The sequence below is a fragment of the Psychrobacter sp. Pi2-51 genome (assembly GCF_904846665.1).
GTDB lineage: Bacteria > Pseudomonadota > Gammaproteobacteria > Pseudomonadales > Moraxellaceae > Psychrobacter > Psychrobacter glaciei.
This window is the reverse complement of record NZ_CAJHBP010000003.1, coordinates 104,499-129,916: the sequence shown is the minus strand read 5'-3', so window position 1 is coordinate 129,916 and position 25,418 is coordinate 104,499. Positions and strand designations below refer to the sequence as shown.

The window sequence follows — 25,418 nt, the reverse complement described above, 5'->3', positions numbered from 1 at the left end:
TTACAGGTTTGCTACCAAAGCATCTCAGCTTAGTTCACCATATATTGAGCGCTTAGTCTATTTTTTGCTGGTCAAATACTCATAATTTTACAGACATAAAGTAGCTGCTTGCATTATTTAATCTCAAAATCACGGTCGCTTTTTTCTTGGGTTAATTGATCAGCAGCCAGCACTTGCGTCAAAGGTTTGATAGGCCATGTCATCACAAATCTAGCACCGCCAAGATCACGGCTTTCGTCTACCTTCATACTGCCATTAAACCAAAAGGCAATACGCGATACAATAGAAAGTCCTAGACCATAGCCACCAGAGGCTCGTGTACGGCTGTCATCTAAGCGTGAAAATGGAATAAACACTTTTTCGCGATCAGCCTCTGCAATACCTTGACCATCGTCCTCTACGCTGACAAAAGCATTGCCCTTTTTGATGCCCGCACTAATAATAATGGTCGTTTCTGCATAGCGTAAAGCATTACCCGCAAGGTTTTGAATGACACGGTGCAAATATCGTCTGTCTGCTACTGCTGTTACTTTAGGATTTGGCAGATTGGCGACGATTTTTATAGGTTTGCCTAAGGCATTGGTTTCGCGCTCAATCTGTTCGAGCAATTCTTTAAGATTCACCGGCTCTAGATCGAGTTTTGGTGAGCCTTCTTCAAGCTTAGCATAGGTCAAAATCTCATCAATGAGGCCATTGAGCGACTCAATATCTTCGTCAATATAATCACGCTGCATAAAACGTGAGTCTTCGTCATCGGTATCTGCTAGCATATCGACAGCAAAGCGAATACGAGCCACTGGCGTACGCAACTCGTGAGATACCGCGCGCGTCAGCTCTCGCTGCGACTCAATCAAACGCTTAATATGCGAGGTCATGGCATTAAACGTCGCTGACAGACGCGCAATTTCGTCTTGCCCAATGACTTGCACTTGGATATCAAGGTTACCTTGACTCACCTCATTAACACCGACTTGGATCAATTGTAATTTACGCTCGAGCGGAAAAATAAGCGCATAGACACCCAGACTGATCAAAAACATACTAATTAGAATCATACTGATAATCAGATTGAGCGGGAACCAATTGAACAAAGGAACCGGCCCAATCAGAATCGCCATATCGTTGATTTCAGATGGCACAATAATTTTGATAGATGAGTTACTTTTACTGCTATTGGTATCTTGCAATAAAATGACCACTTCATCGCGGCGCAGACGCGCCATCTGATCCGTGTCCAACTCAAGCGTATTGACGGCTTTAAATGCCAAAGGAAAAGAGAACTTTTCTTCCAATTCAGCCAAGCGAGCACGCTTATCCGACAGCGTTATATGATAGGACAAATCATCTAGTAGAAATACGGCAATGGCGCGTACTTGCTGCTCAGTGACTTGAGTAACTCTAGCGGTCAACACGCTTTTACTATCTGGTAGACGATAATAAACGTCTGCGTAGACGGGCTGACTCACATAACGCACAACGGTATTGCCGTTCTCAAAACGTCGCAATTCGCTGGCATTAAAATCGACTTTTTCAATCGGCACAACACTAAAAGTCGCGCCAAACAAACTACTGGCATCAGACAACCAGTACTCACGCTGCATCTCATTGTCTTGATGCGCAATTCCTTCGCTGACCAAATGAAAAGCACCTGTTGCCATGCTTTCACGGTAGGATTGTACGCGCTCTTTATTGATGGTATCCATCAATAGTTGAGCAAATAATGCCACACACAAACAGACAATGAGTAGTCCAGCATAAATACGGACAAAAATACTATGTTTTAAAGAAGAGACTAATGACATACGTGCCGTGACCAACTTAGTAAATAATAACGACTGATAACATTTAGCATATAAATGACGCAATATTAATGATATCGAACATCGTTGAATAGAGATAAACCCTGACCGCTATGTTTTGATTTTATGTGCCAGTAATCTGATTACCTATGCGCATCACATCTATTTAGTCAGTATCTATAATAATGGCTTAATTAAACCACATAACACCACATTTAAGTTCAAAAATTAAGATTTCGCCACAAAAAAACCAGCATCATTGCTGGTTTTTTTATCTAACTTACACTAACAATCAATCTTTGCATAAGCAAAACTGGCTAATTCAGTTAATGAATTAGTTGCCTTCTTTGACAAATAAATAACCTTTACTACGTACGGTTTTGATACGTTTTGGATTTTCTGGATCATCACCGATTTTTGGACGAATACGCGAGATACGTACGTCAATCGAACGATCTTGACCATCATACTCAATACCACGTAGACGCTCAAAAATATCTTCACGAGAGAGAATACGACCAGCATTAGAAGCCAGCAACCACAAAAGATCATATTCAGCACTGGTAAAATCGACCAACTCATCGCCTAAATTCACTGAACGACCACCATTATCGATGACCAATTCGCCAAATTCTAAGCGTTGTGGCACATCTTCTGATGGTGCATTTTCCGAGCGACGCAATAAAGCACGGATACGGGCAAGCAGTACACGCGGCTGAGCAGGTTTGGCGACATAATCATCGGCACCCATCTCAAGACCCAATACCTGATCCATATCTTCAGTACGAGCAGTCAACATCAAGATAGGGTTCTGGTAGTGCGGACGTACTTCACGGCAGACTGTAAGCCCATCGCTACCAGGAAGCATGACATCAAGCACGACCAAATCTGGTTGTTCGTTGACAATGCGGCGAATGGCACGATTGCCATCAGTCTCAATTGCCACTTCTAAACCGTTTTTCACCAAGTAATCTTGGGTCAACATGGCCAGACGCTCATCATCCTCAACAATCAAAATTCGGGGGGTGTTGTCTTCTTCAGTTGTTGTCATTGTTATATCCTCTAATACATCTAATTTAAAAGCAGTAAAAGTAAGAGCGGTAAATTAATAGCGCCACCGAGTGGCACAATTGATGTTCGTATAGCTGTTACAAACTTGGTAGGACAGTATACTATTAAACATACAGCTTCCTATACTATAGCTTATAGTCGTTAACAAAACCTATAAACTACGACTATTAAAACTTTAGTTTGCGTCCAAGATTATATGATTTGTACTGCCAAAAAACCTAACACAGTCTCTATCAAGCAGTTAAGAGGCCAATAGGTATGAACCATCAAACCCTTAGATAAAATAGCTCTAGTACGTTTTTGATATTCTTGGTAATTGTTGCCCAACAGCTAATATAGCGAGATATATGGATTGCCGCTAGTGACTTTTGCATAAAATTATTAATATTGGCTATCTATTAATTAAAAGGGCGAACTATATCGTGTATTTATTCAAACCTAACACAGAAATCCCGCATTATAGTGAATAGTTTAATATTTCATAGCGAATAGCTTGATACATCGTACCACGACCTAAATTCACACCAAATAATGAGCAAAAAAAACAGCCCATGATGGACTGTTTTTTGAGATATAAGACTGGATTAAACGTAAAGTTTAACACGGCAAATAATAAGACTAAGCACGGTTTTTGTACTTACGGATAGCTTGTAGCTGTCCTACGGACTCTGCCAATGATGCCAAGGCAGCGTTGGTTTGTACCGTATCTGATTGATTGACCAGCATTTGCTCTGCTTTTTTACGTGCTTCAACAATTTTGCTTTCGTCAAGATTATGGGCGCGCATCGCTGTATCAGCCAATACCGTGACCATTTTTGGTTGTACTTCTAGTACACCACCTGATACGTAAATCACTTCTTCTTCACCGTTTGGTGTTTGCACTCGCATCGCACCCGGTTTTAACAAAGTAATAAGCGGTGTGTGACCTGGCAATACACCAATCTCGCCTTCGGTACCAGTCGCTATTAACATGCTAATTTCGCCTGAATACAACTCTTCACGGGCACTTACGACGCGACATTGTAACGTTGCCATACTTAACTCCTTACTATCAAAACGCGATCAAAAAACAGTAAAAACTGTAATGCGTTACTGATGAGTAGATAAACGTATTATAGCCTATCTACTCGTTAGCCAATGCTTGAGCAACTTACGCTGCAGAAGATTTCATTTTTTCTGCTTTGGCAACTACTTCATCGATGCCACCAGCCATATAGAAGGCCTGCTCTGGTAAGTCATCGTATTCACCAGCGATGATTGCTTTAAAGCTAGCAATGGTATCGCGTAGTGGTACATATTTACCAGGTGCACCAGTAAAGATTTCAGCAACGTGGAATGGCTGTGACAAGAAGCGCTGAATCTTACGAGCGCGATAAACGACTAGTTTATCTTCTTCTGACAACTCATCCATACCCAAAATTGCGATGATATCTTTAAGCTCTTTATAGCGCTGTAGAATTTCTTGAACACCGCGAGCAACGTTGTAATGTTCTTCACCGATCACTTGTGGATCTAGCTGACGTGAGGTTGAATCTAATGGATCAACCGCAGGATAGATACCTTGTGATGCGATATCACGGCTTAGTACAACCGTTGCATCCAAGTGAGCAAACGTCGTAGCAGGTGATGGATCCGTCAAATCATCCGCAGGGACATATACGGCCTGAACTGACGTGATTGAACCTGACTGAGTTGATGTAATACGCTCTTGTAGCATACCCATCTCTTCAGCTAGTGTTGGCTGATAACCAACCGCTGATGGCATACGGCCAAGCAGTGCTGATACTTCAGTACCGGCTAGTGTATAACGATAGATGTTATCAACGAACAGCAATACGTCACGACCTTTGCCAGTAGCAGGATCTTTCGTATCACGGAAGTACTCAGCCATAGTCAAACCAGACAACGCAACACGTAAACGGTTACCCGGTGGCTCATTCATCTGACCATATACCATGGCAACTTTAGATTTACTAAAGTCTTCAGTGTTTACAACGCCAGCTTCTTGCATTTCGTGATAGAAATCATTACCTTCACGAGTACGTTCGCCGACACCAGCAAATACTGACAAGCCTTCATGCTTAAGCGCGATGTTGTTGATCAATTCCATCATGTTGACGGTTTTACCAACACCAGCACCACCAAATAGACCAACTTTACCACCTTTAGCGAACGGGCAAAGTAGATCGATAACTTTGATGCCTGTTTCTAACAATTCAGTACTGTTTGACTGATCCGCATAGCTTGGCGCTTCACGGTGGATAGACCATTTTTCGTCAGCTTCTACAGGACCTTCTTCATCGATAGGACGACCAAGAACATCCATGATGCGACCTAGGGTACCAATACCGACAGGCACAGAAATAGGTGCACCAGTATTAGTAACAGGTAGGTTACGCTTTAGGCCTTCAGTTGAACCCATAGCAATAGTACGTACGATGCCATCACCTAATTGTTGCTGTACTTCTAGGGTGGTTTCGGTACCATCTACTTGCAAAGCATCATAAATCTGAGGAACTTCACTACGGTTGAACTCAACGTCAAGAACCGCGCCAATAATCTGTACAATACGACCGCTACTCATTGCGTTCTCCTTGAACTTCTATATATAGGTGTAGTCAATTATGAAACAGCAGCAGCACCGCCAACGATTTCCGAGATTTCTCGGGTAATCGCCGCTTGACGCAGCTTGTTATAAACCAACTGTAAATCGTTAATTAGGTCACCAGCATTATCTGTTGCCGCTTTCATCGCAACCATACGTGACGACTGCTCAGAGGCAATGTTTTCCATTACCGCTTGATAAACAATCGACTCAATATAACGGCCAAGCAATTCATCAATCAACGTCTTGATGTCAGGCTCGTAGATATAATCCCAGCTAAGTTCTGTCTGTATACCGCTCTCTTCGTCACCAAATGAGCCCTCTGGTAGAGGTACTAATTGATTGACGGTTGGCTTTTGAGTCATGGCATTAACGAATTTGTTATATACCACATAGATACGGTCTATATTACCGTTACTATAATCCTCAAGCATGGCCTGAACGGGTGCATTTAATTGCTCAAACGTTGGTTTGTCGCCATAGTCGGTCACGGCTGAGGTGACTTTTCCGCCGAAATTTTTGAAGAAACTGACGCCTTTGGCACCGATGACTGCAAACTCAGCTTGAACAGACTGATCTTGATACTCATGAATGCTTTTGGTGAGCGCTTTGAATAGGTTAATATTCAAACCACCTGCGAGACCACGATCAGAGGTAACGACAATATAGCCGACCTTGTTGACCGGACGCGATACCATATAAGGATGTTTGTAGTCTGATGAGGCATGCACCAAATGTGAAATAACCCGGCGCATACTATCAGCATACGGGCGACCCACTTCCATGCGCTCTTGGGCACGGCGCATCTTACTTGCTGCTACCATTTGCATAGCGCGAGTAATTTTTTGGGTGCTTTTAATACTGGTGACTTTGGCACGTATCTCTTTTAAGCTTGCCATAATGATTCCAATATAAGAGGGTTAAAAAGCATTGGCGCCTGCAACAATTTTTTAATATAAAACATTGAACTGATCAAATAATATTTTAAATCTTGTGGCAACACGCGATCTAATACCGATGATGGTTAAAGCAGTGACGCGCCTGTCTCAGCAAAAAGCTTATCAGACAACGCGTCACCTTATAGGCTGTCAGCGACAGCCATAACCAGTTCGGCTTAACCCGTTAAATTAATAACTGTGATTTTGTTTAAAGGTCTCTAAAGCTGACTTTAAACGACCTGCGATATCATCATTATAGTTCGCAGTATCATCAATCTCACGCATCAATTCACTTTGCTCATCATGCATATAACGTAAGTAAGATTCTTCGAAAGCACCAATTTTTTCAACTGGAACGTCTGATAAGAAACCTTCGTTCGACGCATAGATAACCGCTGCTTGCTCAGAGATAGACATTGGCTGATACTGTTTCTGCTTCATCAGTTCAGTCACACGCTCACCATGATCAAGCTGTTCACGAGTCGCGTCATCAAGATCTGAGGCAAACTGAGCAAATGCTGCTAGTTCACGATACTGGGCTAGTGCGGTACGGATACCACCAGACAGCTTCTTAATAATCTTAGTCTGAGCAGCACCACCAACACGAGATACCGAGATACCAGCGTTGACTGCTGGACGGATACCTGAGTTGAATAGGCTAGACTCTAAGAAGATCTGACCATCAGTGATTGAAATCACGTTAGTCGGTACGAATGCAGATACGTCACCAGCTTGGGTTTCAATAATAGGCAATGCGGTTAAAGAACCTGTTTTACCCACTACTTCACCATTGGTGAATTTTTCTACGTACGCAGCATTTACGCGTGATGCACGCTCAAGTAAACGTGAATGTAAATAGAATACATCACCAGGATACGCTTCACGACCTGGCGGACGACGTAGCAATAGTGAAATCTGACGATAAGCGACGGCTTGTTTTGATAAGTCATCAAAAACAATCAGAGCATCTTCGCCGCGGTCACGGAAGTATTCGCCCATCGTACAACCTGAATACGGTGCGATATACTGTAGTGCTGCTGGCTCTGATGCTGAAGCAACTACTACTGTAGTGTATTCAAGTGCACCAGTTTGCTCAAGCTTACGTACGACGTTTGCAATGGTCGAACGTTTCTGACCGATTGCCACGTATACACACTTGATACCAGATGATTTTTGCGCAATGATCGCATCGATAGCCATCGCGGTTTTACCCGTCTGACGGTCACCAATGATAAGCTCACGCTGACCACGACCGATTGGAATCATGGTATCAACGGCTTTATAACCAGTCATTACTGGTTGATCTACTGACTGACGGTCGATCACGCCTGGGGCGATTTTTTCGACTTTGTCAGTCATTTTGGCATCGATAGGACCTTTGCCATCAATAGGATTACCCAAAGCATCAACAACACGGCCTAGCAGCTCAGGACCTACGGGTACTTCAAGAATGCGACCAGTACAATAGGCTTTTTGGCCTTCTTGTAGTTTTAGGAAGTCGCCCAGTACTACCGCACCAACAGAATCACGCTCTAAGTTAAGCGCCATCCCATAGATTTCACCTTCAAACTCAATCATTTCGCCGTACATGGCATCTTCAAGACCATGAATCTGCACGATACCGTCAGATACTTTGACAATCGTGCCTTCATTCTTTGCAGTTGCACCCGCATCAAGGTCTTGAATACGCTGCTTAATCAGGTTACTGATTTCCGCTGGATTCAATTGTTGCATTGCCTTGTTTCCTTTAATTTATGATAACCCGCCCACTGACTTAAATGCTCTTACTATCACGCAGTTTTTATATATCTACGTTGATGAATGGCATTAGGCAGTTAGCTGTGTTTTTAACTGTTGTAACTTGCCGCGCATCGAATCATCAATGATTTTGTCACCGACTTTGATCGTAGCGCCAGCCAAAAGACTAGGATCAACCGACTCATGAATCACCACACTAGCATTTAGCGAAGCAGCAAGACGTGTTTGGAGCATGTCACGCTGTGCATCGGTCAATGGATAGGCGGAGGTCACGTAGGCATCAAGCTGCTTTAAGCTGGTTGCCTTATGACGGCGATAATGCGCATAAACTTCAGGAAGCAGCGCCAGACGCTCTTGTTCTGATAACTGATTAACGAAGTTACTAAGTGCCACTGATACTTTTGGATAGCTGGCGTTGTTGTCTGGGCGAGCCCCTTGGGCCTCACCTAATAACTGCTTAAAAGCAGAATCATCAGCGCTAGCTACTTGTGTATCATAAAGATCGATCAAAGCAGCTGACTTATGCTCAGCAGAAACAGCTGGATTGTCTAGCCAAGTACTGAACGACTTGTCATTGACAATGTTACTGGCAATAAATAAGAAGTTTTCCCACTCATTTACTACCCCGTTTTCATTGGCATAGTCAAACGCGGCTTTAGCGTACGGTCGTGCTAAGGTTGATAAGTCAGCCATTATATCCTCACAATTACAGCTTCGCCGCCAGTTGGTCTAACATACTGGCATGTTTTTGCACATCGACTTTGTCTTGCAAAATCTTTTCTGCACCAAGCACAGCCAGTTCAGCAACTTGGGCACGCAATGATTCACGCGCTTGATTGATTTCTTGGTCGATAGATGCTTGCGCTTGTTGACGAATGCGCTCGCCTTCCGCTTGGGCTTGCGTTTTGGCATCTTCGACAAGCTGGTTGGCGCTCTTGTTCGCTTGCTCGATTAGAGCAGCAGCTTTAGTCTTTGCAAGATTAAGCTCCTGCTGGACATCTTGCTCCGCGGTCGCCAGATCTGCTTTTGCTTTTTCTGCGGCATTCAAGCCTTCAGCAATTTTACGCTGACGCTCATTGATGGCACCGATAAGTGGTGGCCACACGAATTTCATGCAGAACATCACAAAGATTGCAAAAGCAATGGCTTGACCGATGAGGGTAGAATTGATATTCACGTGATCACCTCTTTGTTAATGAAAAATCAGTTTCATTGATCATATTTGATAGCCAAACTTTGGCTATGGTTAAGATACAAACTTTGACTACCAAACATTTACAACTGAGCTTTCTGATTAACCTGCTAGAGGGTTAGCGAATAACAATAGCATAGCAATACCAACACCGATCATCGGAATAGCATCAAGAAGACCTGCTACGATGAACATACGAGTTTGCAATTGTGAGCCAAGTTCTGGCTGACGCGCAACACCTTCTAAGAATTTGCCGCCTAGAATAGCAAAACCAATACCTGTGCCAAGTGCGCCAAGACCGATAAGTAGCGCTACTGCTATAACTGTGTAACCACCTAATACTGGATCCATTGATGTATCCTCATTTACCTATTGAATGTCTAATTAATGTTCAGTTGATGATGCAAGCGACATGTAAACTATCGTTAGCATCATAAATACGAACGCTTGAAGTGTAATAATTAAGATGTGGAAGATCGCCCACGGTACTGATAACGCCCATTGAATCCAAAACGGCATCAGGGCAATCAGTATGAAAATCAATTCCCCAGCATACATGTTACCGAATAGACGCAAGCCAAGTGATACAGGCTTTGCAATTAAGGTAACTGCTTCTAGAATAAAGTTAATGGGAATCAAAATGGCTTGCATGATTGGGTTTTTGGCACTAAACGGATGGAGTGTTAACTCACCGACAAAACCACCCAACCCTTTTTCTTTAATGCTATAAAAGATAATCAGCGCAAAGACAGAAAATGACATGCCAAGCGTGATGTTAGGATCAGTCGTTGGCACAATCTTGAAGAATACGTGATGTGGATCATGACCCATCATGGCGCCAACTTGCCCCGCAAGACTTGGAATAAAGTCGATAGGCAATAAATCCATCAAGTTCATCAAGAAGATCCACACAAAAATAGTCAACGCCAGTGGCGCAATCAGTTTTGAGGTACCACTATACGAATCACGAACGTTGTTATCAACAAACTCAACGATCAACTCAACTGCTGCCTGAGTTTTGCTTGGTACGCCTGAAGTGACTTTTTTGGCAACCATCCAAAAGATGGTGCAAAACAAGATACCCAGGCCAACTGACCAAAGCATAGAATCAAGATGGATAGCTTTAAAGCCCATAAGCCCTGCTTCTTCAGCAGTATAGGCAACTTTCCAGCCTTCGCCCGGCAAATAGCCGTACGTCCAATTCGTTAAGTGGTGAGAGATATATTCTGATGATGTTTGTTGCTCGGATGCCATAATGTAAGCTTCTTATTAATCAACGATTTAATCAACTACCAAAAATACGGTTGTCATCTGATGAGGCGATTGGTCGGTCTTTTTCCCACGTGTCTCACGTAAGGAGATAAAACCAACCAAGGCGCTCATGTAACCAACAACATCCAACCCATAGTTCTATTTACTAGTGCTATATACCTAGCTTAGTATAAATTTTAGCTATCAAAAAAGGGCTTATGATTATTCATTAATAGCCCTTTAATGTTTATATCGAATAGGTGTCTGCTCATACCTGCCTTTTTAGGCAAACGCTTAATATAGCGTCCAAAAACAAAGCAGTTAGCTGCCTATATTAATGCAGCGTTGTATTCGTGTAAAGTCTATTATGACTTTTTTATCCGCTGTATGAACAAGTTAGCGGCTATTGACCTTTAGTGGCATGGGTTTGCATCATTCGTGAAATTGTAAAAATAAAATTATAAGTGATGGCAATTAACCAAACTATATCTTATCTATAAGACTATTTTTACTTTTTACGCTAATTTCAACGACTTATAGCAGTAACTTATAAGTCCATACCTTAACGTCAAATCAGTTATTTGTCATTCTTTTGGCTTTGTGAAGCTAGCCATAGAGAAGTTGGACGGCAGGATGACTTATCTAACGCTAATAGATACTTACTCACTTCAATACTGATCGTAAAGAGTGCTAGCGTATGTGCCACAACATCCAACTGTGACTAATTTGCATTACCATAAAACCGATGAACAACGCAGGCGCTGATAGGGGTTGTACGGTAATAAAAATTAGTGCGAAACCAAACACTGTCAGTAGCCATTTGACCATCTGACCTCGATATAGCTGGCTGACAATGTGTCGGCGCGCGCGATATCCAGTATGCCAAAAGATAAAATTTGCAAAGACGGCTTGTGTGGCGAAACTAAGTAGCGCACCGATCGCGGTACTTTTTGCTACTATCAGCCCACTGTCTAGCCAAGTCACATCTACTACCCAGCCAATAATAATCAGGATAAATAAAATCCATGCTTGGCGTTTCAGGTAGATGCCAATCTCATCTTTTTGCGTGCGTTTGGCAGGCTTGGTCATCAGCAGCTATCCTATAGTATTGGGATAATGTCGCATATTTGCCACGATTTTATCCGTGACCAGTTTATTCATGACCATTTTATCCATGAAAAGTCACTATACAGACGTTGCCTTTTAACCAAAATAAAACGCCACTTATTATAGGGAGCGCGCGCGCGATTAGCAAGTAAAATATGCGTCTTATCAAGCATTTGATTGTTTAGCGCTAACGCTCCCTCTAAAAACTTAGTAAAGCCTAGCTAATATCTTATAAAACAAAGGTCTTGGTGCTCGACAATTTGATAATGCTATCGAGCGCCAAGACCCTTCTAAATAACGCTTTATGCTAGGGCATGCCCTTAATCTCAACAAAAGCGAGTAAATGGGCTAAAAATGGCTATGCGATACATTGGCGGATTTGCTGCGCCATACTCTGCCAACCACTAACGAAGTCTTTACTGGTGCTCATGTCTTCAGCTTGCACGGTACTCTTCACAGGTTGAAGCTTAGCGAGCAACCCTTTAGCTGGCGCACTTGGACTAACCAAACACATTTTCTTGGCAGGACGCTTCTCATTTAGCCAGCGCAACTGACTGGCTTTTGGCGCTAAATGGTGATCGGTGCTTAGACTGCCAACGAGCTGTAGCTTTAAGCTGTCCTCCATATACTGATAGGCATCGTGATACGCCCAATAAGGCAATGCCTTTGTCGCTGTGCTCTGCTTTGTGGCAAGCACTCCTTTATCCAGTCGCTGGGCAAATTTTTGTGCATTGGCTTGATAGAGAGCTTTATATTGTGGATTTGCATGGCTATGAATCACGGCAAGCGCACGGGTGATGGCTTTGGCATTTTCAGGATCGAGCCAAATATGCGGATCTAGCGTGCCAGTGATAGCTTCGCCTTTGACATCGCGTAGTGGATGGCGGTTGAACGCATCAAACTTGAATAAAGCAATGGCATTGGGCGCGCTATTGAGACTGGCGGCCAAATTGTTTTCTAATGGCTCGCCAAACCATACCACAAACTTACTGTCTTGAATGGCTTTTATATCGCCCGGACTAATACTACCGTGATGCCCAACCTCCCCTGCTTGCAATAATTGCTTGGCAGGCGGCGCACCTTCAGTCACGGCTTGACTCAACAAGAATAATGGATAATTACTCACGCTAACGGTAGCGGCTTGGGCGCTCAACGTCAGACAGCTTAACGCGACTATCCCAGTAATGAGCAGTCGCTGTAGTACAATGATCGAGCGTAAAGAATGGCTGAAAAATGAATTCATAATAGGCTCTTTAATATTAAGTTGAGGCAGCATACCTGTTTTTCATTTCATTATGTTATACTATAACAATAAAAAACGCCATCATAAAAAGGCGTCATATTTTTTAGGAGTTTGTCCTATGTCCACTACTTCATCGACATGCGAACATTTGCACGATGTGCAACATTTTACCGCGCATGATGTAACCGAGCGCTTGACGGCGGCAAAAGAACAATGCCGCATAAGTGGTGTACGCTTCACGCCATTGCGGCAGCAGATATATCAGTTAGTATTGGCCGCCAATAAGCCCGTTGGTGCCTACGACTTGATCACACAATTGCAGCAAATGCGCTTGTCAGAACCGGATGCACAAGATTCTGTGCCGACCAATCAGCAGACGCCAAAGAATGTCGCGCCACCAACGGTTTATCGCAGTTTGGAGTTTTTGTTGGGCGAAGGCTTGATACATCAATTAACCTCTATCAATGCTTATGTGCCCTGCTGTCACCCACGCGCCCAGCATACCGCCGCATTTTTAATTTGCGATCAATGCCAGCGAGTGCAAGAATGTAGCAGCTTACCGGTACAAGAAATGATGAGCTTTGCGGAGCAAGATGTCGGCTTTATCGTCGCTCGTAGTGTCATTGAGCTCAGTGGTCGTTGCCAAGCATGCCAATAAAGCTTGCTGTATTTTTTCTTTATTAAGTACTGATCTAGGTACTTATTATTCAGTATTTAGCATTAAGTACTCAGCCATTTATCATTTACCAATATATTAGTCACTAGCCTATGAGCCTGCCCATTTCACCATCAGAGCAATCGTCTCCGTCTATCAGTCTGGATAATAAGACCAACCAAGCTAGCCAGCTGTTGAGCTTAAGCGATATCAGCTATGACATTGGTTCGCAACGCTTGTTATCACATATTAATATCGATATTGCGGTTAACGAGACAGTCAGTCTTATTGGGCCAAATGGCGCTGGTAAATCGACGTTGGTTAAGCTTATTTTAGGGTTGATTGAGCCAACTAAAGGGCAAATGATGCCCCATCATAAGTTACAGCTTGGCTATGTGCCGCAGCGCTTTGCGGTACCGCCAATATTGCCATTACGAGTCTGCGACTTATTGGCGCAAGCAGATAAGAAACGCTTAACGGCTGAGCAACGCCAGTTTATCTTTGATAATTTATCGTTGACGCACCTGCTATCACGGCAAATGCTGCACTTGTCCGGTGGTGAAACGCAACGAGTTTTATTGGCTCGTGCCTTGTTAGATAAGCCCAATTTGTTGATTCTAGATGAGCCGATGCAAGGACTTGACCCTGATACCGAGGTTTGGCTCTACCAGTTTATTGATGAGCTGCCGGACTTCTTACGCTGTGCCATGCTAGTAGTGTCACACGATTTGCATTGGGTGATGAAAGGCAGCCGACGGGTCATTTGTTTGAATAAGCATATTTGCTGCGAGGGACAACCAAGCGAGCTTGCCATTAGTAGTGAGTTTCAAAAGCTGTTTGGTCATCATTATGAGCAGCCTTATGTCCATCAGCCGCATGCCTGTGAACATCACGCGCCAAGCGAGTTGTAATCATCATAACCAAACGACTAAAGCAAAAAGCTGCTTTACGACCTTTATTTTATAAACCGTTTATTGGATACATGATATGAGTGCTTGGTTAGCCATTATTGCGCCTGCTTGGATTGCTGGCAGTATTTTAGCATTGCTATCAGCGCCCCTAGGGTGTTTGGTATTGTGGCGACGCATGGCATTTTTTGCCGATGCCTTGGCGCATGGCACTTTGCTAGGCGTCGCATTGGCTGTGTGGTGGCAACTGCCTATGGGAATTGGCATTGCATTGGTTAGCGTGATAGTGGTACTAGGACTCGTGATGATAGATGATGAGCGTTTGCCCGTCGATTCCGTACTGGCGGTGGTTGCAGTGTCTCTGCTATGTTTGGGGCTGTTAGCGCTGACCCAGCTGACCGATCAGCAAGCCAACGTGTTGGGGTTTTTGTTTGGTAATTTGCTCGAGCTTGATTGGGCAGATTTGCCATTAATAGGCGGTAGTGTGCTAGTAGGACTGGTATTGCTCACGTATATTTGGCCCGCACAAATTAAGCTTGCCACTCACGAAGCGTTAGCACGGATTCAGGGCGTCAACCCAACACGGCAACGGCTGTTTTTTATGGGATTATTGGCAGGGTTTTGTGCCATTGCCCTGCAAGCAGTGGGTAGCTTATTAATCAGTGGCTTGCTGGTGCTACCAGCTTTAACAGCACGTTTGTGGTCAGCCTCGCCAAAGCAAATGGTGATTATCGCGCTGCTTATCGCTCAGCTTGGGGTCACCTTAGGTGTTTGGGGCAGTATCTGGCTTGATATTCAGACTGGACTATCTATCGTACTGGTATTGGCTATTTTATTTTTTGCAGCGCTGATTTTATCAAAAGTGCTAACGGCAAAATTTTGGACGATGCGCCGTTAGTTGTGCCATCTTTATTGTTACGTAGAGGCTTTTTATATGCCTTAGCTGATCATTAGGCTTTTATCCAACTTTATTTCATCAATATTGCTAGAGCTTTCATTCACTTTATGATATAAACTTTCCTTAATGCTATCAATGTAATAGTTAGTAGAATGCTGCATATCGCTCGTTTTGTAAGTGTAGGGCTATAAGCGGCAACATCTTCCATCAAGGATGGGAGAAATGCGCCATAAGAGCCCGTAACTAAAAGTGATCGATTTATCCATATTCGTTTTAATAGCAATACTTGTTTTGATTCGATAAGGGACTGACCCAATGCTAAGCTATCCTGCCAATAACATCAGCACGCCAGATGAACAGCTAAACGTGTTGCAGATCACTGATTTGCACTTATCAACGCCCACCTCTGCCCCAGCTAATGACGACATTGACAATAATTCCGACATATCTGTCTGTCAGCATAGCTTTGAAAAAGTCATCGAACAAGCATTAAATGAAGACATCCGCTGTGACCTGATCGTGGTGACGGGCGACTTGGTGAATAAAGTAAAGCCTGCTATCTACGACCATATTTTTGAGGTATTGCAAGCGACTGATATTCCTTTTGCCTGTATTGCTGGCAATCATGATGTCACTGATGAGATTGGTAGCGATTTACCTTTTTTTGAGCGGGAGCTCGTCGCCCAGCCGATGGATACGCGTTTGCTAAGTCGACACGTTATTGAAACGGAATACTGGCAGCTGCTATTACTGGATTCCTCTATTTCTGGGCAGGTGGCAGGAGAAGTGACAACGACAGATATTGACTGGTTATGTGTGCAGTTGCAAGAGTGCAGTAAGCCTGCGCTCATTGCCTTGCATCACCACGTCATACCGATAGAGTCTGACTGGATCGATACTCATATGGCAAAGAATACCGAGGCTTTCTGGCAGCATATGGCACCGTTTGAGCAATTAAAAGTAATCATTAGCGGTCATACCCATCAAGCACAAGTGCGCCATCGTCAAGGGGTCAGCGTTTATAGCACGCCCTCGACTTGCTATCAGTTTAAGCCTTATAGAGATGACTTTGCTTACGATGAAAACGCGCGCCCCGGTTATCGCTGGTTGCAATTAGCCAACAATGGAGAGGTTGCAAGCTGGGTTAAAAGGTTGGATACTTGATGCCCAGTTTTATCGGCGTCAATAACACTGTAATTGTCTTTGTCCATATGTTTGATTTAATACAAAAAATTTCGTCCATATGGTTGGCAAAATCAAACTTTGCTTTATGATAAGTGAATAACGATACTGATAGAACCAAACCGCGTTAGGATGGTAACGCGTCTAATCGCAAGCAAAATTATAATAGCTAGGATGGCTACATTGACCACAAGCTAAGTTTTCACAGTCAGTCATTTGTCGCATTATTTAGGCCCAGCCATTTAAATAAAAATATGCATAACAATATACCTGACCATTGATATAAACATATCAATATAACCGTACGATGAGTTCAGCTGTGTTACTTGTGTTACCAAGTGGTAAAACGTTTTATAAAGGGACAACTTATCGCGTTTGTTAAACTTATAACGTCTTGTCTTTTGATATGTCGTTTTATTGAATTAATTTGAAAAAGTAGGATACCCATATGAGCACCGTGACCACGAATCCGAGTGATGTTAAGTTTACTCCTTATGTGCCTGCCAAAGACGAAGAGTATATGTCTGATGCGCAGTTAGAGCATTTTAAGGCTATTTTGTTGGATTGGAAGCAGCAACTGATTGGCGAAGCAGATCGCACCAAGACTTATATCCAAGATGAGTCTAGCGCCATGCCGGATATTAATGACCGCGCCACTCAAGAAGAAGAGTTTGCCTTGACGTTGCGTACGCGTGACCGTGAGCGTAAACTCATTCGCAAAATCGATAAGTCTATGGCAGAAATTGACAATGATGATTATGGATTTTGTGAAACTTGCGGGGTAGAGATTGGCTTGCGTCGTCTTGAAGCACGTCCAACAGCCACTCAATGTATCGACTGCAAGACGTTATCTGAGATCAAAGAGCGTCAAAACCAAGGTCATACCTAGACGCTCTCTTATGCTAGCGCATTTAAATGAGTACTGAGTGTCTTATAATAACGAGCGACCATTTATTGGTCGCTCGTTGCGTTTTATAGATCTTGTTCTATGGATGGCTTTTACTAATTGACTAGGGCGTGTCTTCAATCCACTCGATAGTCATCTAAATGGGCTAAAAATGGCAAAATCTTGCCAAACATCGTCAAATAACTGGTTAATGTCCCGATATTATCGGTGCTATTTTTCTTGTTTGACGGCAATTTATCTCATTTTTATCACCATTTTTAAAATGAAGACACGCCCTAACAAAACAAGCGTATTTAATAAATATCTTTTTGCTCCGTTCTTCTTTATTCTAGCTATATCCTCCTACATTGATAGTCATTACTTTGATAACCCCTATTTTGCAAACTGCCCATACTCCTATTCTCCATCAGCAGCCATCATCACCTCCTATCGGTCGCTTTGCGCCTTCACCCACAGGTGAGCTGCATCTTGGCTCCTTGACCACTGCGCTTGCCAGCTTTTGCCATATCAAGTCGCTCGGTGGCAAATGGCTGCTGCGTATCGAAGATACCGACACGGAACGCTGTGACAGACAATTCACTGAGCAGATTCTTATAGATTTAGAAGTGCTCGGGCTACAGTGGGACGGCGATGTCATTTATCAGTCTGAGCGTATTGATATCTACAACGACTACTTGTCATCAGACTTGCTGGCGCTGACTTATGGCTGTCAGTGCTCACGTAAGGACTTAGAGCGCTATTGGTCTCAGCAAGCACAAGCATCCTCGACGACTCAAGATTTAGAGCCTCTACCAGCAGGTTTGAATGCTACAGATATTAAGCAACTGCTGCCCAATAGACAACGCTACCCGCGCTGCTGCCTCAATGCCAATCTCAATCGTCAGCAACACAAGCTGCGCATACAACTGCCAGACCATAAAATCGGGTTTAGCGATGGTATTCAAGGGTTGCAGTGGGATAATCCACAACAAACCTTAGGGGATATGGTGGTTCGACGCCAAGACGGCATGATCAATTATATCTTAGCCGCCAGCCTCGATGATGGGCTACAACAAATCACTCATATTATGCGTGGCTTGGACATTTTACCCATGACCACTGCTCAGATTAGTATCATGCAGGCGGCTAACTTACCGGCTATCGATCACTGGTATCATCTGCCCTTGATATGCAATCCTGACGGGCAAAAGCTCTCCAAGCAGAACCTTGCGCAACCGATTGATACTCGCGATCCAAGTAAGCTTATCGCCGACGCTTTGCAGCTATTACAGCAACCAGCGGTCGATAGAGATACGCCAACCCGAATGTTAGCGCAAGCAATTGCACAATGGGATAACACTCCGCTACAAGGCAAAAGCGCACTAAATCTGCCCAATTATTAAAAAACAAAAAGCGCCGCTGCTGGCGACGCTTTTCTACAAATTAACACCTGCTAATAATAACGGCACTGGCTTTTTTCAATCTCAGGGCTTTCTTTATAAATCTTTAGCAGCAAGGCAACCATCACTAAGCTGATGAGCATCGATGAGCCACCGTAACTAAAGAATGGCATGGTCAAACCTTTGGTCGGAATGGCACCCATATTCATCGCCGCATTGATAATCGTTTGCGCGATAAAGACCACACCGATACCAAAAGCGGTATAGCTCATACGCATCTGGCGACGCTTGAGGGCGTTATAACTGATACGCATGGCACTGCCAATGATGAGCGCCTCGAGCAGCAATACCACTGCGACCCCCACAAAACCCAGCTCTTCACCCGTAATGGCTAATAAAAAATCCGTATGCGCTTCAGGTAAATGTGACAGTTTTTGTACGCTTTCACCATAACCGACGCCGGTGAACTGACCACGACCAAAGGCAATCAAACTGCGTGCCAGCTGATAATCGGTGTCTTGCACATCGTCAAAAGGATCCAAAAACGACATCACACGTACCAAGCGATATTGTACCAAGGTCACTGCCAGTACTGCCAATCCAGCCACCAAGCCGCCCAATGCCAAGAACTGCTTGTAAGGTGCGCCAGCGATATAAAATATCGCAAAAACGGTGCCAACAATGACCACCAAAGAGCCAAAATCTGGCTGTAATAACAGTAACAGCGTGATCATACCGACCACTAAAAATATCCGTAAAAAGCCATCCCAGCCATTACGAACCTCAAAAGATCGACGTACGACAAAATCAGACACGAATACAATCATGACCAGTTTAGCCAATTCTGCAACCTGAAAGTTCAAAAACCCTAGATTTAACCAGCGCTTAGAGCCATTAATCGGCGTGCCAAACAAAGTTAAAACCAGCAAGCCCCCCGTAATGGCTAACAGGAGAAACTGAGTCTCTGTCTTATATAAGGTTCGTAAGGATACTAAGTAATAAGGAAAAGCGGCAGCGATTAGTCCAATTCCCATATAGAGTAGCTGATTTCTAAAAAAATATAGCTCCGTCATGCCGCGACTGAGCGCGAAGGGAATAGAAGCAGAAGCGACCATCAGTAGACTGAGCACCAGCATACAGCCGACACTCGCTAATAAAATTGCACGCGCTGACGGCATAGAAAGAATGCCATCTGAGCCAGAGGCTTGCTGCGATTGGGGAGACGAACGAAAAAGAGAAGAGAGCGCCATAATTTTATATACACTAACAAACGAAAAAACACGGCGTTTATGCAACGCCACCGTATAAAAAATATAAAGTAGATCGTACCACACGGACCATAATAGCCCGTCAATACTAGAAGAATAACGCCTGATTTGGCAGCTATCCTAGGATTATTGTATCCATTATCACTGTTCTAATAATAAAGTCAGCAAACTGCCTGATTGATTATTGACAGTAGCAGTAATCTATAAGCAAAACAATCATTTATCAACAAAATGCGATTGGCTACACACTGCTGTGTTTGTATTGCTGTGTAGTTGCCCAATATTTAGCTAATGCTATTTAAATATCTGTCGCAAGCTGACTGACCAGCTGGCTAAAATGCTCACCACGAGCCGCATAACCACTAAATTGATCAAAGCTGGCACAAGCTGGCGATAATAACACGGCTTGCACTTGTGACAAGCTGCTTATAGTGACTTGTTGAATGGTGGCAAATGCATTTTCTAACGTTTGGCATTGATGCAGCGCCACTTCATCACTTAATTTCGTTGCACGTAGATGCTGTTCAATCTGCTTAGCGTCCTCACCAATAAATAGTACTTGGCTGACGTATTTATTGATAAAAGGCGTCAATTCACCAAATTTTTGACCTTTACCCTGTCCGCCTAAGATTAACAACAGCTTACCGTCTTTTGGTGCATAGACCGCGCCTAATCCTTCGATAGCCGCCATGGTCGAGCCAATATTGGTGCCTTTTGAATCGTTGAAATAATCAAGGCTTGCCGCAGTGGCGACGTATTGGCAGCGATGCTCGAGACCTGTGAACTGTTGCAGGGTGTTTAGCATGCTATCTAGTGGTAAGCCAGCAAGCTCACCTAGTGCCAAAGCCGCTTGCGCATTGAGCAAATTGTGACGCCCTTTAATCTGTAGTTTGTCCGCTGATAGTAACCGCTCGGTCCCGCGTGCAAGATAGATCTGTCCTTCTGGATCAGTGATGAGACCATAGTGGCCTTTATCAGGAGCATGGATACCCGTGCTCAGCCGTGGCAAATTATCCGCCACCAACGGTCGAGTCAGCGCATCTTCACGATTGATCACCACCGATTTGGCACCTTGAAAGATACGGTGCTTGGCTTGATGATAGCCCAGCATATCACCATGGCGATCTAAATGATCGGGTGACATATTAAGAACAGTTGCCACTTGCGCACCTAAATTGGTCACGGTCTCTAGCTGGAAGCTTGACAGCTCAAGTACGGCCAATTGCATATCAGGATTGGCAAGTAGATTAAGTGCTGGCACGCCGATATTACCACCGACGCCTACATTGACACCGGCATCCGCCGCCATCTGCCCGACCAAAGTCGTCACCGTGCTTTTGGCATTGGAGCCCGTAATAGCAACGATCGGTACGGTGCAGGCTTCGCAGAACAGCTGAATATCACTGACCACAGGAATGTTGGCGTGACGGGCGGCAGCAACCGCGTCGGTATCTAAAGAAATACCTGGGCTGATAATGATCCGTGCCGCTTGTTGCAATAATTCTGCATCTATCGTTCCAAATTGACGAATATCAACGGCTGCTGGTAGTTGCTCTGCTAAGGCAGGCGTCGGCTGACTGTCAGTGACAGCCACATGGTAGCCTTGCTTGGTAAGATAGTTCGCTACTGAAAGCCCTGACTGTCCCAAACCGACCACGACTTGTAGACCACTGCCCTTATGAAGTAAGGTTTCTGTTGCGGTGAGGGTGGTCATATCTCTTCCTTCTATTGGACGAACAAAATGGCATCAAGCATATACGTGGTTTAGACCGTCTGAATGATACTGTTAAGATGAAGAGCATGATAACGGTATCGTTCAGATTTCGGTACTGGTTTTTTATGACTTTGTGCTATTATGCGGCTGTTTTTATATTGAGTAGCTAATGCTATAATATCGGCCTAAACAGATATTTGGGCTAGATATTTCACCTAAGCATTTTAGTTTAGCATGTTGTCACATTTACCGCGCTATTGTCACGCTGCTTCCGCAACGATTCCTATTGAGGTAATGAGATGGCAGACACTGGCTTCGATCTACTTATGCGCTTTTGTCTGATAGATTATTTATCTCCTTCTACCGCGGTACGTCATGGCGGTTCTTATACTTTATTTTAGACACTGTATTTTAAACACTATATTTTAGGCCTTATATTTTAGGCACTGTCATCATATTGACTATTGGTGAGCGTATTAGCGATACCAATCAATAAATTGATGGGCGTGCTGCTAGCTAATTATCGATTGGTAATGAAGCAACAGCATAATAAAAGTACGTTTAGTAGCACTGATTATAACGACCTGTAATAACGCGATCATTTTAACACTGAGTAATGATTACTTTTTTTGCCTTTAACTCTATGCAGTTTACTTATGACATCTTTTTTTGATAGCTTACGTGACGACTGGTTTTCCAATGTTCGCGGTGACGTTTTATCAGGGGTGGTGGTTGCACTGGCCTTGATTCCAGAAGCCATTGCTTTTTCTATTATCGCGGGCGTCGATCCAAAAGTTGGTTTGTATGCATCATTCTGCATCGCCGTCGTGATTAGTTTCGTCGGTGGTCGGCCGGGTATGATTTCGGCAGCGACAGGAGCGATGGCGCTAGTGATGGTAGACTTGGTGGCTGATCATGGCTTGCAGTATTTGCTGGCTGCTACCTTACTGTGCGGGGCGATTCAGGTCGTCATGGGTATTCTTAAGCTTGGCAATCTGATGCGTTTTGTCTCGCGCTCGGTGGTCATTGGCTTTGTGAATGCGCTAGCGATTTTAATATTTATGGCTCAATTACCTGAACTTAACCCTATGACTGAGAAGGTCGGGATGACCGTTTATATCATGACCGCGGCGGGCTTGGCGATTATTTATCTGTTTCCGCTTATTCCTAAAATTGGTCGGGTGATTCCTTCACCGCTGATTTGTATCGTTGGCTTGACCGCGGTAGCGATGTATATGAATCTCGATATTCGTAACGTCGGTAGCATGGGTGATTTGCCCGATTCTCTACCCGTATTTTTGCTGCCAGATATTCCATTAAATTTAACGACGCTCTTAATCATTGCGCCTTATTCTATCGCGTTGGCCATCGTTGGTTTATTAGAATCTATGATGACAGCGACGATTGTGGATGAATTAACTGATACGCCGAGCGATAAAAACCGCGAGTGTCGTGGTCAAGGTATTGCAAACGTGGTATCAGGATTCTTTGGTGGTATGGCAGGTTGTGCGATGATTGGCCAGTCAATGATCAACGTCAAATCAGGCGGACGTACACGTCTGTCTACCTTGATGGCAGGTGTGGTACTGCTCATTATGGTGGTGTTTTTGAGTGAATGGGTCAGTCTGATACCGATGGCAGCACTAGTGGCTGTGATGATTATGGTCTCCATTGGTACTTTTAATTGGCAATCTATTCGCGAGTTCAAGACCCATCCGATGTCATTTAACATCGTCATGCTAGCGACCGTTTTGACCACTATCTTTACGCATAATCTAGCATATGGCGTAGGTGTTGGTGTGCTGCTGTCTGCGCTAGCGTTTGCTAATAAAATCGGGCAATTCTTAACGATATTTAGCGAGTATGACGACAGTAGTAACACGCGCTACTACTACGTCCAAGGCCAAGTGTTCTTTGCCTCAACGACGCAATTCTTGCATAGCTTTGATACCAAAGAAGCTTTGGATAGCATCCATATCGATGTCAGCCAAGCGCATTTTTGGGATGTCAGTGCCGTAGATACCTTGGACAAGCTGGTCATGCGCTTGCAACGTGAAGGGATTGATGTCAAAGTGGTAGGACTCAACAGTGCAAGCCGTACGTTGATTGACCGTTTCTCTATCCATGATCGCCGAGACATTGGCTTGTTGGATTAAATGGTTAGATAACCAAGCACTATGCCTGCGTTATCGAACGGACGTTAATTCATGGTTTGTAGACAAACCATTATATTGGTATATCAGTTCAAGCTTTAGTGTCATCGCAGATGAGTTGACCCGCTTGACGGTATTTTAATTATTAGATGATGTGGTGGCCTTATGAGTAATTTAAAGCCAGATAGCGTAATTGCCTGCTTAGACTGCCCTGATCACGTACAAGCCGTGCTAGAGGCGAGCATGTGGGCAGCACCTCGTTTACAAGCCCCTATCGGTCTGTTGCATTCAGTACCAAGCTTGCAACAAAAAGCAGCGGTCAATTATTCTGGTTGCCTCAATATCGATGACGAAAGTGCTTTATTAGATCAATTTACTACCAAAGAACATTTGAGTAATTGTGAACTAAAAGCGCAAGGCAAACTGTTACTTCATCAAGCCACAACTTATTGCGAGCAGCAGCGCCAAAAATTAAAGACGTATACGCTGCATCGTCATGAACATCTTAATCAAAGTATCGATTATGTCGACAATAAGGCGCAATTGATTGTTATTGGTCATCATGTGACCTGCAAAGCAACGTTGAGTCAACTTATTCGTTTAAGCCACTGCCCCATTTTGGTGACTCATGCACCATTTTTGACCCCTACGACTGCTTTATTTGCTTTTGACAACTGTGCAACTTCTCATAAACTGCTTAATTGGCTATGCAAAACGCCGCTTGTTCGCGCCCTAACCATTCATATTGTTATGGTCGGTAAAGATAACTCGGAAAACTGCGATGCACTACGTGAAGCTTATGCCCGTCTCAAGCAAGCTGGCATAAAATCCAAAAAGGCATTGCTAGACTGCCGCGATGTGACAGCAGCCTTAACTTACTATCAAAATGAGCACAATATTGGTCTGCTGATAACAGGCGCTTTTGGTCAGTCTCGTTTGCATGAATTGCTCAAAGGCAGCGACACCAAAAAACTACTAGGCAGCACCAAAACCCCATACCTACTCTTCCCTAAAGTATAATGCCAACGTTTAATTTGCGGGCAGAGTATTGTGCTCTGCTCCTCCTGTCTACTTTTACTCAGTACTCATTTGCTATACACTTTTATCAAATCATCACATGAAATAAAGTGATAGCCTCCCCAAGCGCTTTAAAAGTTGGTTATAATAAAGTTTTCGATACTCCAACGTTAAAGGTTGATCTACTCTGCTTGTATGGACAACAATGACGATTATCGTGCCCCTATAAGCCGTATTTTTTGTCAATACCATAAGCATTTTTGAACCAATTGGCTCAATCCTAGCTACCCCCTTGATTAGGTTTGGCACAGTTCTTGAATGACTTACGTTAAGAATGGCAGTCATACGATGAAGCACAATGTCTATATCAACC

At 43.8% G+C, this 25,418-nt stretch carries 22 protein-coding genes; 8 read left to right on the top strand and 14 right to left on the bottom strand.

What is annotated here, in order from left to right; translation table 11 throughout:
- Nucleotides 1-113 precede the first annotated feature (113 nt).
- From JMY08_RS02725 to JMY08_RS02670, 12 genes are all read right to left on the bottom strand, one after another.
- Nucleotides 114-1,802, bottom strand: a complete 1,689-nt coding sequence (locus tag JMY08_RS02725) for an ATP-binding protein (RefSeq protein WP_201590015.1) — start codon at nt 1,800-1,802, stop codon at nt 114-116.
- A 331-nt stretch (nt 1,803-2,133) separates the two neighbouring features.
- Nucleotides 2,134-2,850 (bottom strand): response regulator, encoded by a 717-nt coding sequence (locus JMY08_RS02720; protein ID WP_010197939.1) that lies wholly within the window; start codon nt 2,848-2,850, stop codon nt 2,134-2,136.
- A gap of 638 nt (nt 2,851-3,488) precedes the next feature.
- A complete protein-coding gene (locus tag JMY08_RS02715; RefSeq protein ID WP_010197949.1) occupies nt 3,489-3,905 on the bottom strand; it encodes a F0F1 ATP synthase subunit epsilon in 417 nt (138 codons plus the stop codon).
- A gap of 115 nt (nt 3,906-4,020) precedes the next feature.
- Nucleotides 4,021-5,454 (bottom strand): F0F1 ATP synthase subunit beta, encoded by a 1,434-nt coding sequence (atpD, locus tag JMY08_RS02710; protein WP_010197951.1) that lies wholly within the window; start codon nt 5,452-5,454, stop codon nt 4,021-4,023.
- Nucleotides 5,455-5,492: 38 nt separating this feature from the next.
- Complete coding sequence (gene atpG / locus JMY08_RS02705) at nt 5,493-6,374, bottom strand: F0F1 ATP synthase subunit gamma (RefSeq protein WP_194620933.1); 882 nt, start codon at nt 6,372-6,374, stop codon at nt 5,493-5,495.
- Nucleotides 6,375-6,602: 228 nt separating this feature from the next.
- Complete coding sequence (gene atpA / locus JMY08_RS02700; RefSeq protein ID WP_010197953.1) at nt 6,603-8,147, bottom strand: F0F1 ATP synthase subunit alpha; 1,545 nt, start codon at nt 8,145-8,147, stop codon at nt 6,603-6,605.
- A gap of 93 nt (nt 8,148-8,240) precedes the next feature.
- Nucleotides 8,241-8,864: a F0F1 ATP synthase subunit delta gene (locus tag JMY08_RS02695; protein WP_189586005.1), complete on the bottom strand. Its 624-nt coding sequence runs from the start codon at nt 8,862-8,864 to the stop codon at nt 8,241-8,243.
- Nucleotides 8,865-8,877: 13 nt separating this feature from the next.
- Complete coding sequence (locus tag JMY08_RS02690; RefSeq protein WP_010197957.1) at nt 8,878-9,348, bottom strand: F0F1 ATP synthase subunit B; 471 nt, start codon at nt 9,346-9,348, stop codon at nt 8,878-8,880.
- 117 nt (nt 9,349-9,465) lie between these two features.
- Entirely contained in the window at nt 9,466-9,714 is a 249-nt protein-coding gene (gene atpE, locus JMY08_RS02685) for a F0F1 ATP synthase subunit C (protein WP_010197960.1), read from the bottom strand.
- A 33-nt stretch (nt 9,715-9,747) separates the two neighbouring features.
- On the bottom strand, nt 9,748-10,617 hold the full coding sequence (gene atpB, locus JMY08_RS02680) for a F0F1 ATP synthase subunit A (RefSeq protein ID WP_010197962.1): 870 nt from the start codon (nt 10,615-10,617) through the stop codon (nt 9,748-9,750).
- A gap of 687 nt (nt 10,618-11,304) precedes the next feature.
- Nucleotides 11,305-11,703, bottom strand: a complete 399-nt coding sequence (locus JMY08_RS02675; protein ID WP_194620934.1) for an ATP synthase subunit I — start codon at nt 11,701-11,703, stop codon at nt 11,305-11,307.
- Between the two features lie 376 nt (nt 11,704-12,079).
- Nucleotides 12,080-12,964 carry a metal ABC transporter solute-binding protein, Zn/Mn family gene (locus JMY08_RS02670; protein WP_201590007.1) on the bottom strand — a complete coding sequence of 295 codons (885 nt, stop codon included), beginning with the start codon at nt 12,962-12,964 and terminating at the stop codon, nt 12,080-12,082.
- Between the two features lie 118 nt (nt 12,965-13,082).
- On the opposite strand from JMY08_RS02670, the gene JMY08_RS02665 reads away from it, so the two are divergent.
- The 6 genes from JMY08_RS02665 to gluQRS all read left to right on the top strand — a co-directional run bounded on the left by JMY08_RS02665 (nt 13,083) and on the right by gluQRS (nt 18,896).
- Nucleotides 13,083-13,622 (top strand): transcriptional repressor, encoded by a 540-nt coding sequence (locus JMY08_RS02665; protein ID WP_201589996.1) that lies wholly within the window; start codon nt 13,083-13,085, stop codon nt 13,620-13,622.
- Between the two features lie 110 nt (nt 13,623-13,732).
- Nucleotides 13,733-14,530, top strand: coding sequence for a metal ABC transporter ATP-binding protein (locus JMY08_RS02660; RefSeq protein WP_227679573.1), 798 nt, complete (start codon nt 13,733-13,735; stop codon nt 14,528-14,530).
- Between the two features lie 76 nt (nt 14,531-14,606).
- Nucleotides 14,607-15,425, top strand: coding sequence for a metal ABC transporter permease (locus tag JMY08_RS02655; protein WP_194620937.1), 819 nt, complete (start codon nt 14,607-14,609; stop codon nt 15,423-15,425).
- 315 nt (nt 15,426-15,740) lie between these two features.
- A complete protein-coding gene (locus tag JMY08_RS02650) occupies nt 15,741-16,589 on the top strand; it encodes a metallophosphoesterase (protein WP_201589994.1) in 849 nt (282 codons plus the stop codon).
- Between the two features lie 466 nt (nt 16,590-17,055).
- A complete protein-coding gene (gene dksA, locus JMY08_RS02645) occupies nt 17,056-17,496 on the top strand; it encodes an RNA polymerase-binding protein DksA (RefSeq protein WP_010197974.1) in 441 nt (146 codons plus the stop codon).
- Nucleotides 17,497-17,879: 383 nt separating this feature from the next.
- A complete protein-coding gene (gluQRS, locus tag JMY08_RS02640; protein ID WP_413786669.1) occupies nt 17,880-18,896 on the top strand; it encodes a tRNA glutamyl-Q(34) synthetase GluQRS in 1,017 nt (338 codons plus the stop codon).
- A 50-nt stretch (nt 18,897-18,946) separates the two neighbouring features.
- Here gluQRS and ftsW read toward each other — a convergent pair whose 3' ends face one another.
- Together ftsW and murD are read right to left on the bottom strand one after the other, a co-directional pair.
- Nucleotides 18,947-20,143, bottom strand: a complete 1,197-nt coding sequence (gene ftsW, locus JMY08_RS02635) for a putative lipid II flippase FtsW (protein WP_189585987.1) — start codon at nt 20,141-20,143, stop codon at nt 18,947-18,949.
- Between the two features lie 316 nt (nt 20,144-20,459).
- Nucleotides 20,460-21,875, bottom strand: coding sequence for a UDP-N-acetylmuramoyl-L-alanine--D-glutamate ligase (gene murD / locus JMY08_RS02630; protein ID WP_201589975.1), 1,416 nt, complete (start codon nt 21,873-21,875; stop codon nt 20,460-20,462).
- 656 nt (nt 21,876-22,531) lie between these two features.
- Between murD and JMY08_RS02625 the strand changes: the two genes are divergently transcribed.
- Both JMY08_RS02625 and JMY08_RS02620 read left to right on the top strand, forming a co-directional pair.
- Nucleotides 22,532-24,031 carry a SulP family inorganic anion transporter gene (locus tag JMY08_RS02625; protein WP_189585982.1) on the top strand — a complete coding sequence of 500 codons (1,500 nt, stop codon included), beginning with the start codon at nt 22,532-22,534 and terminating at the stop codon, nt 24,029-24,031.
- A 162-nt stretch (nt 24,032-24,193) separates the two neighbouring features.
- A complete protein-coding gene (locus JMY08_RS02620; RefSeq protein WP_010197979.1) occupies nt 24,194-25,048 on the top strand; it encodes a universal stress protein in 855 nt (284 codons plus the stop codon).
- Nucleotides 25,049-25,418 lie beyond the last annotated feature (370 nt).

What these genes read in the sequence shown, in the direction of transcription:
- atpA (WP_010197953.1), bottom strand. Translation starts at nt 8,147, where the DNA reads ATGCAACAATTGAATCCAGCGGAAATCAGTAACCTGATTAAGCAGCGT.
- JMY08_RS02665 (WP_201589996.1), top strand. Translation starts at nt 13,083, where the DNA reads ATGTCCACTACTTCATCGACATGCGAACATTTGCACGATGTGCAACAT.
- JMY08_RS02670 (WP_201590007.1), bottom strand. Translation starts at nt 12,964, where the DNA reads ATGAATTCATTTTTCAGCCATTCTTTACGCTCGATCATTGTACTACAG.
- atpG (WP_194620933.1), bottom strand. Translation starts at nt 6,374, where the DNA reads ATGGCAAGCTTAAAAGAGATACGTGCCAAAGTCACCAGTATTAAAAGC.
- JMY08_RS02660 (WP_227679573.1), top strand. Translation starts at nt 13,733, where the DNA reads ATGAGCCTGCCCATTTCACCATCAGAGCAATCGTCTCCGTCTATCAGT.
- JMY08_RS02695 (WP_189586005.1), bottom strand. Translation starts at nt 8,864, where the DNA reads ATGGCTGACTTATCAACCTTAGCACGACCGTACGCTAAAGCCGCGTTT.
- JMY08_RS02675 (WP_194620934.1), bottom strand. Translation starts at nt 11,703, where the DNA reads ATGACCAAGCCTGCCAAACGCACGCAAAAAGATGAGATTGGCATCTAC.
- JMY08_RS02625 (WP_189585982.1), top strand. Translation starts at nt 22,532, where the DNA reads ATGACATCTTTTTTTGATAGCTTACGTGACGACTGGTTTTCCAATGTT.
- JMY08_RS02725 (WP_201590015.1), bottom strand. Translation starts at nt 1,802, where the DNA reads ATGTCATTAGTCTCTTCTTTAAAACATAGTATTTTTGTCCGTATTTAT.
- JMY08_RS02650 (WP_201589994.1), top strand. Translation starts at nt 15,741, where the DNA reads ATGCTAAGCTATCCTGCCAATAACATCAGCACGCCAGATGAACAGCTA.
- atpD (WP_010197951.1), bottom strand. Translation starts at nt 5,454, where the DNA reads ATGAGTAGCGGTCGTATTGTACAGATTATTGGCGCGGTTCTTGACGTT.
- ftsW (WP_189585987.1), bottom strand. Translation starts at nt 20,143, where the DNA reads ATGGCGCTCTCTTCTCTTTTTCGTTCGTCTCCCCAATCGCAGCAAGCC.
- atpB (WP_010197962.1), bottom strand. Translation starts at nt 10,617, where the DNA reads ATGGCATCCGAGCAACAAACATCATCAGAATATATCTCTCACCACTTA.
- JMY08_RS02620 (WP_010197979.1), top strand. Translation starts at nt 24,194, where the DNA reads ATGAGTAATTTAAAGCCAGATAGCGTAATTGCCTGCTTAGACTGCCCT.
- atpE (WP_010197960.1), bottom strand. Translation starts at nt 9,714, where the DNA reads ATGGATCCAGTATTAGGTGGTTACACAGTTATAGCAGTAGCGCTACTT.
- dksA (WP_010197974.1), top strand. Translation starts at nt 17,056, where the DNA reads ATGAGCACCGTGACCACGAATCCGAGTGATGTTAAGTTTACTCCTTAT.
- JMY08_RS02715 (WP_010197949.1), bottom strand. Translation starts at nt 3,905, where the DNA reads ATGGCAACGTTACAATGTCGCGTCGTAAGTGCCCGTGAAGAGTTGTAT.
- murD (WP_201589975.1), bottom strand. Translation starts at nt 21,875, where the DNA reads ATGACCACCCTCACCGCAACAGAAACCTTACTTCATAAGGGCAGTGGT.
- JMY08_RS02655 (WP_194620937.1), top strand. Translation starts at nt 14,607, where the DNA reads ATGAGTGCTTGGTTAGCCATTATTGCGCCTGCTTGGATTGCTGGCAGT.
- JMY08_RS02720 (WP_010197939.1), bottom strand. Translation starts at nt 2,850, where the DNA reads ATGACAACAACTGAAGAAGACAACACCCCCCGAATTTTGATTGTTGAG.